The following is a 13,070-nucleotide window of genomic DNA, read 5'->3' as shown; positions in this document are numbered from 1 at the left end:
ACCACTTTGCACGAAAATTCTGTAAATCTTCGTTCATTATTTGGTCCATCTTCACTGATAAACACCAGGACCTGCCATGATCACCCGAAGCCATTGCCAAACCCTCGACGCCCAGGACCCGCTGGCGCCTCTGCGCGATCAGTTCGCGCTGCCTGTGGGCGTGATCTACCTCGACGGCAACTCCCTCGGCGCGCGACCCGTGGCATCGTTGGCGCGGGCGCAACAGGTGATTGCCGAGGAATGGGGCAATGGTTTGATCCGCAGTTGGAACAGCGCCGGCTGGGCGAATTTGTCGCTGCGCCTGGGCGATCGCCTGGCACCGCTGATCGGCGCAGGCGAAGGCGAAGTGGCGATCACCGATACCACCTCGATCAACCTGTTCAAAGTGCTCAGTGCCGCATTGACCGTGCAGCGCCAACGCGAACCCGCGCGCAAGGTAATCGTCAGCGAAGCGAGCAACTTTCCTACCGACCTGTACATCGCCGAAGGCCTGGCCGACTTGCTGCAGCAGGGCTATTCCCTGCGCCTGGTGAACAGTCCGGACGAACTGCCCCAGGCCATCGACGACGACGTGGCGGTGGTGATGCTCACCCACGTCAACTACAAGTCCGGCTATATGTACGACATGCAGGCACTCACCGCCCTGAGCCACGAGTGCGGCGCGCTGAGCATCTGGGACCTGGCGCACTCGGCCGGCGCGGTGCCCATCGACCTGCACGCCGCCGGGGCCGATTACGCGATTGGCTGCACCTACAAATACCTCAACGGCGGGCCCGGTTCCCAGGCGTTCGTGTGGGTTAACCCGGCGCTGGTGGACCTGGTCCGCCAGCCGCTGTCGGGCTGGTTCGGGCACACCCGGCAGTTCGCCATGGAGTCCAACTATGCACCGAGCGCCGGCATCGCCCGCTACCTGTGCGGCACCCAACCGATCACCTCGCTGGCCATGGTGGAAAGCGGCCTGGAAATTTTTGAACAGACCGACATGGGCAGCCTGCGCAGCAAATCTCTGGCGCTGACGGATATGTTCATCGAGCGGGTCGAAGCCCGCTGCGCCAGCCACGGCTTGAAGCTGATCACCCCGCGTGAACACGCCCGGCGCGGAAGTCATGTGAGCTTTGAACATCCTGAAGGTTACGCGGTGATCCAGGCGTTGATCGCCCGAGGCGTGATCGGCGATTACCGTGAGCCGCGCATCATGCGGTTCGGTTTTACGCCGTTGTACACGAGCTTCACCGAAGTGTGGGACGCGGTGGAAATCCTCGGTGAAATCCTCGATGAGAACACCTGGGACCAGCCGCAGTTCAAGGTCCGCCACAGCGTCACCTGAATAAAACACCGATCAAAATGTGGGAGGGGCGGTGCGACAACAGCAAAAACAGTGCAATCACAATAATAAGGGGCACACCAACGTGACTACGCCAGACCAAGGCTTTGCAGACATCACCCACCGCGAACTGGGCCTGCGGCGCCAGCTCACCTCCGGCCAGATGAGCATGATCGCCATCGGTGGCGCCATTGGCACCGGGCTGTTCATGGGCAGCGCCTATGCCATCGGTTATGCCGGGCCCAGCGTGTTGGTGAGCTATGCCATTGGTGCGTTGATCACCTTGCTGTTGATGGGCTGCCTGGCGGAGATGACGGTGGCGCATTCCACCTCGGGGTCGTTTGGCGCCTACGCCGAGTTCTACATCAGCCCGCTGGCCGGGTTTCTGGTGCGTTATGCGTATTGGGCGGCGATTGTGCTGGCGGTGGGCGCCGAGGTCACGGCGGTGGCGATGTACATGAAGTACTGGTTCGCCAACGTGCCGGAGTGGGTGTGGATCGTGTCGTTTTCCAGTGTGCTGGTTGTGCTCAACGCCATCAGCGTGAAGACCTTCGGCAACTTCGAATACTGGTTTTCCACGATCAAGATCAGTGCCATCGTCGGTTTCATCATCCTGGCGGTGTATGTGGTGTTCGGTTCCGGCAACCCGGATTACGGCGTGCATAACTACACGGCCCACGACGCTTTTTCCCGCACGGGTTGAGCGGCATGTGGATCGCGGTGATCGTGTCGATCTTCAGCTACCTGAGCGTGGAAATGATCGCCGTGGCCGCCGGTGAGGCCGCCGACCCGGAGCAGGCGGTGAAAAAAGCCTTTCGCGCGACCATCGTGCGCCTGGTGGTGTTTTACCTGCTGACCCTGGCGCTGATGCTGGCCATCGTGCCGTGGAACCAGGCCGGGCAGACCCAGAGCCCGTTCGTCACGGTGATGCAGACCATCGGCATTCCGGGCGCTACCGGGGTGATGAACTTCGTGATCCTGATCGCCGCGTTGTCGGCGATGAACAGCCAGCTCTACATCACCACGCGCATGATGTTCAGCCTGTCCCGTGCGGGCTTTGCGCCCAAGTCCATGGGCGCCCTGAGCAAGAGCGGCATCCCGCTGAACGCGTTACTGTTGTCCAGCTCGGGCATCGCGCTGGCGACCTTGCTCAACGTGGTGTACCCGGAAAGTTCGTTCACGCTGATGATGGCGATCTCGATGTTCGGCGCGATCTTCACTTGGTTCATGATCTTTCTGACGCACTTGTTTTTCCGCCGTTATCGCAAGCGCCATGGCGGGCCGAAATTGTCGTTCCAACTGCGCTTGTTTCCCTACAGCACGCTGCTGGGCCTGGTGCTGATGGGCGCGGTGATGATCACCACCTACTTCACCGAGGCGTTCAAGATGACATTGGTCTTCGGCGTGCCGTTCCTGCTGTTTCTGAGCTCGGTGTACTACGGGTTTTTCCGCAAGGGCAGGGCCAAGGCCTCGAACAAGGCTTTGGCGTAACCCGGCAACTGCTCGAACGAGCGCGCGCACAGCAACAATTGGCGGCAGGCCCAGTCTTCTCGCAGAGGCTGGGCCTTGAAGTCGCGCGGCAACGCCCAGCGCTCCAGCGCCGCCTGGGGCACGATGCCCAGGCCGGCCCCTCGGGCGACCATGCGAATCACACCATCAAAGTTGTCGGCGCGGATGCGCGTCTGCAAGCGAAAGCCTGCGTGTAATGCCTGCTCCTCGAGGTACACCGCCAGCGCGCTATGAGCCGCCAGGCCGACGTAATCGTGTTGCAGGCTGTCGATAAAACTTACCGTTTCATTCGCCAGCGGGTGCTCCAGCGGCAGGATCAGCACCAGCGGGTCGTCGCGAAAGGGCAGGGTCTGCAAGCCGTGGGTGTCGACGGCGTCGGAAATAATCCCGAGATCCGCCGTGCCCTGGCGCAACGCCTGGGTGATGCGCAGACTGGGCCACTCCTGCAGGTCGATCTCAAGGTTGGGCTGTTCGCGCAGAAAATCCGCCAGTGGTTCCGGCAGGTATTCACTCAACGCTGTGCTGTTGCACAGCAGGCGCACCTGGCCTTTGATGCCCTTGGCGTACTCGGCCAAGTCCTGTTGCAGATGGTCGGCCTGTTGCAGCAGCAGGCGTGCGTGGCGGGCCAGTGCCTTACCGGCGGGGGTTGGGGTGACGCCACGACGCCGCGCTCAAGCAGCTCGATGCCCAGCGAGGCTTCCATGGCACGAATGCGCGCACTCGCGGCGGCCAGGGATAAATGGCTGCGGCCGGCGCCGGCGGTGATGTTGCCGGTGTCGAGGGTGTGCAGGTAGAGGCGCAGGTCGATCAGGTCAAAGTGCATGGCTGGAGTTCTCGAGTGGCTTCACTGGCTCCCGATGGGGCCCTCAGCCTCACACAAAACAAGAGGCTGCCTCAGTATATGGCGAATTTGCAGCTTCACTTCAAGGCCTCACAATCCCCCCATGAATACCCTCCTAACCTTCTACCAGAACCTCGGCCCGACCCTGACCCTGCTGGTGATCGCCACCTTCCTCTTGGCCGGCACCGTCAAGGGTGTCATCGGCCTGGGCTTGCCTACTGTCGCGATGGGCCTGCTCGGCCTGGCTATGTTGCCGGCGCAGGCTGCGGCGTTGCTGATCATTCCTTCAACGGTCACCAACCTGTGGCAACTGGCGTTCGGCGGCCACCTGAGTGCCTTGCTTAAGCGCCTGCGGCCGATGTTGTTGCTGATTTTCCTCGGCACCGGGCTTGGCACGGTGTGGCTGGGCATGGATGGCGGGCGTTGGGTGGTGTGCGCCTTGGGCGGGGCGTTGCTGGTGTACGCGTTGAGTGGATTGTTCATGCCCACCTTCAAGGTAAAAGCCTCGACTGAACGCTGGCTTGGACCGGTGTGTGGGCTGATCACCGGCCTGATCACCTCAGCCACTGGCGTGTTCGTGATTCCCGCGGTGCCGTACCTGCAAGCGCTGGGTTTGAATCGCGATCAACTGGTACAGGCGCTGGGGTTGTCGTTCACGGTGTCGACGCTCGCCTTGGCCGCCGGATTGGCCTGGCGGGGTACGTTGGGCGGTGGTGAAGTCAGTGCTTCATTGCTGGCGCTGGTGCCGGCGTTGCTGGGTATGTGGCTCGGCCAGGCGCTGCGCCAGCGCATCAGTGCCGTGCTGTTCAAGCGGATATTTTTCATCGGCATGGCGCTGTTGGGCGCGCATCTGCTGATCAGTGGTTAACAATGTGCTCGGTATTCGTGCCTTTTGATCAAAGGTATTTTGCTGCGTGGATGCTTATTCCGAGGGGCTGAGGTCGATAGTCTGCATCCAGACATTTCAACCTTCTGGATGCCCTCTTATGAAAAAAGTACTCCTGCTCAACGGCGGTAAAAAATTCGCCCACTCCGATGGCCGCTACAACAACACCCTGCATGACACCGCTTTGGCCGTGCTGGACCGTGGCGGCATCGACGTCAAGGTCACGCATATCGACCAGGGCTACGACGTGGCCGAAGAGGTCGCCAAATTCCTCTGGGCCGACGTGATCATCTACCAGATGCCCGGCTGGTGGATGGGCGCGCCGTGGATCGTCAAGAAGTACATCGACGAAGTCTTCACCGAAGGTCATGGCAGCCTGTACGCCAGTGACGGTCGCACTCGCTCCGATGCCTCGCAGAAATACGGCAGCGGCGGCCTGATCCAGGGCAAGCAGTACATGCTGTCGCTGACCTGGAACGCGCCACGGCAAGCCTTCGACGACCCGAGCGATTTCTTCGAGGCCAAGGGGGTGGACGCGGTGTACTTTCCGTTCCACAAGGCCAATCAGTTCCTCGGCATGACCGGCCTGCGACCTTCCTCTGTGTGGACGTGATGAAAAGCCCGGCGATCGAGGCTGACGTGGCGCGTTACGAGCAGCATCTGGCGCAGGTCTTCAACCTCTCGGTGTAAGCTGCGCGGAACCGATTGCGAGGACCGCCTGTGAAAGCCCGATCCGATGAGTTACAGATCTTCGTCAGCGTCATCGAGTGCGGCTCGATTTCGGCGGCGGCGGAGCAGGTCGGGCAGACGCCGTCGGCGGTCAGCCGCACCTTGTCGCGCCTGGAGGCCAAGCTCGACACCACGCTGATCAACCGCACCACGCGGCGCATGGACCTGACCGAGGAGGGCAAGTACTTCTTCGAGCAGGCCAAGCTGATCCTGGCGCAGATGGATGAGCTGGAAGAGCGCTTGTCATCGCGCCAGAGGAACCCCGCCGGGCGGTTGCGCATCAACGCTGCGGTGCCGTTCATGCTGCATGGGATCGTGCCGTACATCGCGGAGTTTCGCAGCCTCTATCCGGATATCCAGTTGGAGCTCAATAGCGATGACCTGATCATCGACTTGCTGGAGCAGAGCACCGACATCGCGATCCGTATCGGTGCCCTGGCGGATTCCACCCTGCACGCGCGTTCACTCGGCTGCACCCCGCTGCATATCCTCGCCAGCCCCGATTACCTCAAGCAGTACGGTGCGCCGCAGACCGTCGCCGACCTGGCGAAGCACACCTTGCTTGGCTTCACCCAGACCGAAACCCTCAACCACTGGCCGCTGCGCCATGTGGAAGGCGATCGTTGGCTGATCGAGCCGGGTATTGCCGCGTCCAGCGGCGAAACCCTGCGCCAGTTGGCACTGCAAGGGCAGGGTATTTGTTGTCTGTCGAACTTCATGACCAGCGCCGATATCGACGCCGGGCGCCTGGTGCCGGTGCTGGAAACGTTCAACAGTGGTTATCGCCAGCCGATCCACGCGGTGTTCTACCGCAATTCGCAGTTGGCGTTGCGCATCCAGTGTTTCCTGGATTTTATCCAGGCCAAGCTGGCGCGATATGCGTGCTGAATGGGGCTCCCGAAGAGTGCTATCCAATTTAACTCTCGTGACACATTACTGGCCCCACCGAGCGCAATTTCGTACCATTCCCCGCCTAATCCCCCGCAATGCCCTGGTACCTCATGAACCTCTCCCGTCTGCGCGCCGATGCCCTGGCCGGCCTTACTACGTCTTTCGCGCTGCTGCCCGAGTGCATCGCCTTTGCCTTGGTCGCCCATCTCAACCCGCTGATGGGCCTGTATGGCGCCTTTATCATCTGCACCCTCACTGCGTTGTTCGGTGGTCGTCCGGGCATGGTCTCGGGGGCGGCGGGATCGATGGCGGTGGTGATCGTCGCGCTGGTGGTGCAGCACGGCGTGGAGTACCTGCTGGCAACGGTGTTGTTGGGCGGGCTGATCATGATGACGTTCGGCCTGTTGCGCCTTGGCAAGCTGGTGCGCATGGTGCCGCACCCGGTGATGCTGGGGTTCGTCAACGGCCTGGCGATCATCATCGCGTTGGCGCAGCTGGAGCATTTCAAGAACGCTGAACAGTGGCTCAGCGGCACGCCGTTGTATGTAATGAGCGGGTTGGTCGTGGCGACCATGGCCATCGTCTACCTGTTGCCGCGCATCACCCGCGCGGTGCCGCCGGCCCTGGTGGCGATCCTCGGCGTGGGCCTGGCGGTGTACCTGCTAGGCTTGCCCACCCGCACCCTCGGCGACATGGCGCACATTGCCGGCGGCCTGCCTAGCTTCGCGTTGCCGCAGATCCCTTGGACCCTGGAAACCCTGGGCATCATTGCGCCTTATGCGTTCCTGATGGCGATGGTCGGCCTGCTGGAAACCCTGCTGACCCTCAACCTCACCGACGAAATCACCGAGACCCGTGGCTACCCCGACCGCGAAAGCGTGGCCCTGGGCGCGGCGAATATAGTCTCCGGCCTGTTCGGCGGCATGGGCGGTTGCGCGATGATCGGGCAAACCGTGATCAACCTCAGTTCCGGCGGGCGCGGGCGTTTCTCCGGGGTGTTTGCCGGGGTGATGATCCTGCTGTTCATCCTGTTTCTATCGCCGCTGATCGAGCGCATTCCGCTGGCGGCGCTGGTGGGGGTGATGTTCGTGGTGTCCCAGCAGACCTTTGCTTGGGCTTCATTGCGGGTGATCAACAAGGTGCCGGTCAATGACGTGCTGGTGATTATCGCGGTGACGGTGATCACGGTGTTCACTGACCTGGCCACCGCGGTGCTGTGTGGGATCGTGATCGCAGCGCTGAATTTTGCCTGGCAGCAGGCCCGTGAGTTGTATGCCGATGAACACCTGGAGGCCGACGGCAGCAAGCTCTATCGCCTGCACGGCACCTTGTTCTTTGCCTCGACCACGCCGTTTTTGAACCAGTTCGACCCCGCCAACGACCCGGCCGAGGTGACACTGGATTGCCGCCATCTGAGCTTCGTCGACTACTCCGCCATTGCCGCGCTGATGACCCTGCGCGAGCGTTACACCAAGGCCGGCAAGCACCTGCGCGTGCTGCATTTGTCGGAGCGCTGCAGGAAGCTGCTCAAGCGCGCTCGTGTGCATCACGAGTAAGTGATCAAGGCCCGACCAGGTCTTCCAGTTCCCGGGCTCGTGCCTGGGTCATATCAAGTACGCAGCCGGTGCCATTGACCTGGTCGATGGTGCCGCCGGTGGCCGAGCCGATAAATTGGCAATTGGCATCGCGGTACTTTATCCACAGGCGCTGCACGTCTTGCAGCTGCTGCTTGCGATTGCCTTCCTGAGCCGCGAGGGCCGTCTGGTAGGCCTTGTTCAGGCGCGTGTCCTGCACCTTGGTTTCCTTGATGTTGCAAGTGACCATGTCGGCGGTGGTGTCGGCGCCATCCATGCACTTTTTCAACGCCGGGTTCTCGGTGGCGGCAGCGGTGCCGCACAGGGCGAGCAGCAAGACGCTGACGGCGAATGTCGTACGAATCATGTCCGTTTTTCCTGGGCAATCAAGGGATGTGAATGTTAAGACTCAAGCGCGTCCGTTGAGTTTCCGACCTTTCTGATCTTCATGTAAGAACCCCCCTCGAATTTTCATACACAGGTGTTGGGCATATCCCGACGCGACAACCCTTATCCGTGGGCGAAAATAACTTTCATAGAAATTGAAAACGCTCCTTGGTAATGATTTATGAGTTTCACAACCCATTCGACGTGACCCTTTTCCGAGGAGTACCGCATGGCCGCATCACCGGGCTTCGGGCTATTGGCATACGCTGCCATCGCCATCATTGCTTTGATCGTGCTGATCGCACGTTACCGGCTCAACCCGTTTATCGTCATCACCCTGGTGTCCATCGGCCTGGCGCTGATGGCCGGGATGCCGGCGGACACCATCATGGGGTCCTATGAAGCCGGCGTCGGCAAGACCCTGGGGCATATCGCACTGGTGGTGGCGCTGGGCACCATGCTCGGCAAGATGATGGCCGAATCTGGCGGGGCCGAGCAGGTGGCGCGCACGTTGATCAACCGGTTTGGCGAGCGCAATGCCCATTGGGCCATGGTGTGCATCGCATTCCTGGTGGGGCTGCCGCTGTTTTTCGAAGTGGGATTTGTGTTGCTGGTGCCGATCGCCTTTACCGTGGCACGGCGGGTAGGGGTGTCGATCCTGATGGTCGGCTTGCCGATGGTCGCCGGCCTGTCGGTGGTGCATGCGCTGGTGCCGCCGCACCCGGCGGCGATGATGGCGGTGCTGGCGTATAACGCGTCAGTGGGGCAGACCGTGCTCTATGCGATCCTCATCGGTATCCCGACGGCGATCATCGCCGGCCCGGTGTACGCCAAATTCATTGTGCCGCGTATTCACCTGCCGGCGGAAAACCCGCTGGAACGCCAGTTCATCGAGCGCGAACCCCGTGAGCGTTTGCCGAGCTTTGCACTGACCATGGGCACCATCCTGTTGCCGGTGGTGCTGATGATGATCGGCGGTTGGGCCAACGTGATTTCCACCCCGGGTACGGGCTTCAACCAGTTCCTGCTGTTTATCGGCAACTCGGTGATCGCGCTGCTGGTGGCGACCCTGGTGAGTTTCTGGACCCTGGGCCTGGCGCAGGGCTTCAACCGCGAGTCGATCCTCAGGTTCACCAATGAATGCCTGGCGCCGACCGCGAGCATCACCTTGCTGGTGGGCGCGGGTGGCGGTTTGAACCGGATATTGGTGGACGCTGGCGTTACCAATGAAATTCTCGGCCTAGCCCATGCCTTCCACTTGTCGCCGCTGGTGATGGGCTGGCTGTTCGCGGCGTTGATGCGGATTGCGACGGGCTCAGCCACGGTAGCCATGACTACGGCTTCGGGCGTGGTAGCCCCGGTCGCCCTGGGCCTGGGTTATCCACATCCGGAATTGCTGGTGTTGGCTACTGGCGCGGGTTCGGTGATTTTTTCCCACGTCAATGACGGCGGCTTCTGGCTGATCAAGGAATACTTCAATATGACGGTGATCCAGACCTTCAAGACCTGGACCGTATTGGAGACCCTGATTTCGGTGGTGGCCTTCGCTCTGACCTACGGTCTGTCCTGCCTTCTGTAACCCGGAGCCCCCATGGACATCCTCTACCAGATCCGCGCCCGCCAGGCGTCCTTCAGCGCCGGCGAAGGGCGTATCGCCCAGCTTATGCTCGATGATGTGGGCTTTGCCGCATCGGCCAGCCTGGAGGAATTGTCCCAACGGGCCGAAGTCAGCACGGCGACCTTGTCGCGCTTTGCCCGCAGCGTCGGTTGCCGCGACCTGCGTGATTTGCGCCTGCAACTGGCCCAGGCCAGTGGTGTCGGCAGCCGCTTCCTCGACCCTGCCGGGTTACCCGAGCAGTCGGCCTTTCACCGGCAGATTCTCGGTGATATCGAGGCGACGTTGCGTCAGCATTTGTCGGGGTTCAGCCAGGCGAGTTTTGTCGATGCGGTCAGCCTGTTGGGCAAGGCGCGGATGATCCATGCCTTCGGCATGGGCGGCCCATCGAGCCTGTGCAGCGATGAGTTGCAGGTGCGCCTGGTGCGCCTGGGCTACCCGATTGCCGCCTGCCATGACCCGGTGATGATGCGCGTCACCGCCGCCACTTTGGGCCCGGACCATGCGTTGATCGTATGCTCGCTCAGTGGCCTCACCCCGGAGTTGCTGGCGGTGACGGAGCTGGCGCGCAACTACGACACGCGCATCATCGCCATCACCCTGACCGATTCGCCTCTGGCGCAATTGGCCGATGTGCTGCTGCCGCTGCAACCGGCCGAAACCAGTTTTATCTACAAGCCCACGGCGGCGCGCTACGGCATGCTGCTGGCCATTGACCTGCTCGCCACCGAGCTGGCGTTGGCCCTGCCGGACGACAACCAGGAACGCCTGCGCCGGATCAAGCTGGCCCTGGACGATTATCGCGGTGGCCCCGATAGCCTGCCGCTTGGAGACTGATATGAAGTACGACACGCTGATTCGCCAGGCGCTGGTGATTGATGGCAGCAACACGCCGGGGTACGTCGCCGATGTGGGACTGCGCGAGGGGCGTATCGAGGCGATTGGCGACTTGTCCACAGCTGTGGCCGAGCAGGTCATCGATGCCCGGGGCCGCGTGTTGGCGCCGGGCTTTATCGACGTGCACACCCACGATGATACTGTGGTGATCCGTTATCCGCAGATGCTGCCCAAGCTCAGCCAGGGTGTGACTACGGTGATCGTCGGCAATTGCGGCATCAGCGCGTCGCCGATCAGCCTGCGCAACGATCCGCCGGACCCGATGAACCTGCTGGGCACGCGCGAGGCGTTTACGTATCCGCGTTTCAGCGATTACCGCATCGCCGTCGAACACGCCCACCCGGCCGTCAATGTCGCGGCGCTGATCGGCCACACGGCGCTGCGCAGCAACCAAATGGACGACCTGCATCGTACGGCCACGCCGAATGAAATCGCGGCCATGCGTGTGCAGTTGCAAGAGAGCCTTGAAGCCGGCGCGCTCGGTTTATCCACAGGCCTGGCTTATGCCAGTGCGTTTAATGCCGAGACCGATGAAGTGCTGCAACTCAGTGAGGCGCTGACCGCATACGGCGCGGTGTACACCACCCATCTGCGCAGCGAATTCGAACCGGTGCTGGAGGCAATGGACGAGGCGTTTCTGATCGGCCGGCATGCCAGGGCGCCGGTGATTATTTCCCACCTCAAGTGTGCCGGTGCGGGGAACTGGGGACGTAGTCCGCAACTGCTGGCGGCGTTGGAAAATGCCGCGAAAACCCATCCTGTGGGCTGCGATTGTTATCCCTATGCGGCCAGCTCATCGACTCTGGACCTCAAGCAAGTGACCGATGCGTTTCGCATCACCATCACCTGGTCCACACCGCACCCTGACATGGGCGGGCGCGATCTGCAGGCTATCGCTGCCGAGTGGGATGTTTCGCTGATGGACGCCGCGCGTCGCCTGCAACCGGCGGGCGCGGTGTATTACGGCATGGACGAGGCGGATGTGCGACGCATCCTGGCGCATCCATTGTCGATGGTGGGCTCCGATGGCTTACCGGAAGATCCGTTTCCGCACCCACGGTTGTGGGGCGCGTTTCCACGCGTATTGGGGCATTTCAGCCGGGATGTCGGGTTGTTCCCGCTGCACACGGCAGTGCACAAGATGACCGGCTTGTCGGCGGCGCGTTTCGGTCTGTCGCAACGCGGAGAAATTCGTGAAGGGCACTGGGCGGACCTAGTGTTGTTCGATCCTTTGCGGGTGCGGGACGTGGCGGATTTCAAAACGCCGCAGCGCGCGGCAGAAGGCATCGATGGGGTGTGGGTCAATGGCGTGTTGAGCTACAGCGACGGGCAGGCAAACGGCGAGCGGGCGGGGCGGTTTCTGCAACGCAGTGGGGATTTGCGGGCTGGATTTTCGTAATCCGTGCCGGATTAATGCGGGAGGCCCATTAGCCCGGCCGCCTCACTGGAAGCGCTGACCCGCATCCAAAGGCTCACATGTTCCAGTAAGTGCGCTGGAGGTAAGGCCCAACTTACGGAGGGCCGAGTATGTCTAAGTTTGCACCTGTGGTGAGGAAGCTTGCTCCCGTTGGGCTGCGTAGCAGCCCCCAAGCGCCAGCGCAGGGCCGCTTCGCGACCCCACGGGAGCAATCTCCCTCGCCACGGTAATTTTGCCGGTTTTTAAACGCGGAAATGACTAACCATCTGCTGCAACTGGCTACCCAACCGCGCCAGTTCCACGCTCGATTTGGCCGTCTCGTCACTGGCGGTGGCGGTCTGTTCCGATACGTCACGCACATTCACAATGCTGCGGCTGATCTCTTCAGCCACCGCGCTTTGCTGTTCGGCCGCGGCGGCGATCTGCTGGTTCATCGACTGGATGTTCGACACCGTACGGGTGATGTTTTCCAGGGATACGCCGGCCTTGCGTGTCAGCTCGACGCTGCTGTCGGTGAGGCTGCGGCTGTTGTTCATCACGTTGGCCACTTGCTGGGTGCCGTTCTGCAAGCCGGCGACCAGGCCTTCGATTTCTTCGGTGGATTTCTGCGTGCGCTGGGCCAGGCCACGCACTTCGTCGGCCACCACGGCAAACCCGCGGCCGGCTTCACCGGCACGCGCCGCTTCAATCGCCGCGTTGAGCGCCAGCAGGTTGGTCTGTTCGGCCACGGCCTTGATCACGTCCATCACGCTGCCGATCTTGTTGCTCTCTTGTTGCAGATGGCTCATGGCGTCGGTGGAACGCGCCACTTCAGCGGCCAGGCGTTCGATCTGCGCGATGGCTTCAGCCACCACTTTGTCGCCTGCGCGGGCCTGGCCATCGGCATCCGCCGCCGCCAGCGAAGCCTGTTCGGCGTTGCGCGCCACTTCTTGTACGGTGGCGGTCATTTCATGCATTGCGGTGGCGACTTGATCGGTCTCGATCTTCTGGCTGTTCACCC

8 protein-coding genes and 4 pseudogenes are annotated in these 13,070 nt (G+C 61.8%); 9 read left to right on the top strand and 3 right to left on the bottom strand.

The genetic code is table 11. The features are described from left to right. The first annotated feature begins 76 nt into the window (after positions 1-76). Positions 77-1,327: a kynureninase gene (gene kynU / locus JWR98_RS11740; protein ID WP_205490098.1), complete on the top strand. Its 1,251-nt coding sequence runs from the start codon at positions 77-79 to the stop codon at positions 1,325-1,327. A gap of 82 nt (positions 1,328-1,409) precedes the next feature. Next, a pseudogene (locus tag JWR98_RS11735) lies at positions 1,410-2,815 on the top strand (amino acid permease). On the opposite strand, the pseudogene JWR98_RS11730 reads toward JWR98_RS11735, so the two are convergent. Next, positions 2,761-3,656 (bottom strand): annotated as a pseudogene (locus tag JWR98_RS11730) (LysR family transcriptional regulator). The pseudogenes JWR98_RS11735 and JWR98_RS11730 sit on opposite strands and share 55 nt — an antisense overlap. A 121-nt stretch (positions 3,657-3,777) precedes the next feature. Here JWR98_RS11730 and JWR98_RS11725 point away from each other — a divergent pair. From JWR98_RS11725 to JWR98_RS11710, 4 genes and pseudogenes are all read left to right on the top strand, one after another. Continuing rightward, positions 3,778-4,542, top strand: a complete 765-nt coding sequence (locus tag JWR98_RS11725; RefSeq protein WP_078734637.1) for a sulfite exporter TauE/SafE family protein — start codon at positions 3,778-3,780, stop codon at positions 4,540-4,542. A gap of 118 nt (positions 4,543-4,660) precedes the next feature. Further along, positions 4,661-5,250 (top strand): annotated as a pseudogene (gene mdaB, locus JWR98_RS11720) (NADPH:quinone oxidoreductase MdaB). Positions 5,251-5,280: 30 nt separating this feature from the next. Beyond that, complete coding sequence (locus JWR98_RS11715) at positions 5,281-6,177, top strand: LysR family transcriptional regulator (RefSeq protein ID WP_078734636.1); 897 nt, start codon at positions 5,281-5,283, stop codon at positions 6,175-6,177. Between the two features lie 113 nt (positions 6,178-6,290). Beyond that, on the top strand, positions 6,291-7,736 hold the full coding sequence (locus tag JWR98_RS11710) for a SulP family inorganic anion transporter (protein WP_078734635.1): 1,446 nt from the start codon (positions 6,291-6,293) through the stop codon (positions 7,734-7,736). Between the two features lie 4 nt (positions 7,737-7,740). Here JWR98_RS11710 and JWR98_RS11705 read toward each other — a convergent pair whose 3' ends face one another. Next, a complete protein-coding gene (locus JWR98_RS11705) occupies positions 7,741-8,121 on the bottom strand; it encodes a lysozyme inhibitor LprI family protein (RefSeq protein ID WP_205490097.1) in 381 nt (126 codons plus the stop codon). Between the two features lie 249 nt (positions 8,122-8,370). Here JWR98_RS11705 and JWR98_RS11700 point away from each other — a divergent pair, with 249 nt between their 5' ends. From JWR98_RS11700 to JWR98_RS11690, 3 genes are read left to right on the top strand one after another with little or no spacing between them, the layout of a single operon-like run. Beyond that, on the top strand, positions 8,371-9,720 hold the full coding sequence (locus JWR98_RS11700; protein ID WP_078734633.1) for a GntT/GntP/DsdX family permease: 1,350 nt from the start codon (positions 8,371-8,373) through the stop codon (positions 9,718-9,720). A 12-nt stretch (positions 9,721-9,732) separates the two neighbouring features. Then, positions 9,733-10,593, top strand: a complete 861-nt coding sequence (locus JWR98_RS11695) for a MurR/RpiR family transcriptional regulator (protein WP_205490096.1) — start codon at positions 9,733-9,735, stop codon at positions 10,591-10,593. Position 10,594: 1 nt separating this feature from the next. Next, positions 10,595-12,052 (top strand): N-acyl-D-amino-acid deacylase family protein, encoded by a 1,458-nt coding sequence (locus JWR98_RS11690; RefSeq protein WP_205490095.1) that lies wholly within the window; start codon positions 10,595-10,597, stop codon positions 12,050-12,052. Positions 12,053-12,312: 260 nt separating this feature from the next. Here the strand turns inward: JWR98_RS11690 and JWR98_RS30185 are convergent. Further along, positions 12,313-12,906: pseudogene (locus JWR98_RS30185) on the bottom strand (methyl-accepting chemotaxis protein); the annotation flags it as partial. Between the last annotated feature and the right edge of the window lie 164 nt (positions 12,907-13,070).

Source organism: Pseudomonas lactucae (assembly GCF_016937615.1).
Lineage (GTDB): Bacteria > Pseudomonadota > Gammaproteobacteria > Pseudomonadales > Pseudomonadaceae > Aquipseudomonas > Aquipseudomonas lactucae.
This window is presented reverse-complemented; position numbering and strand designations above follow the sequence as displayed.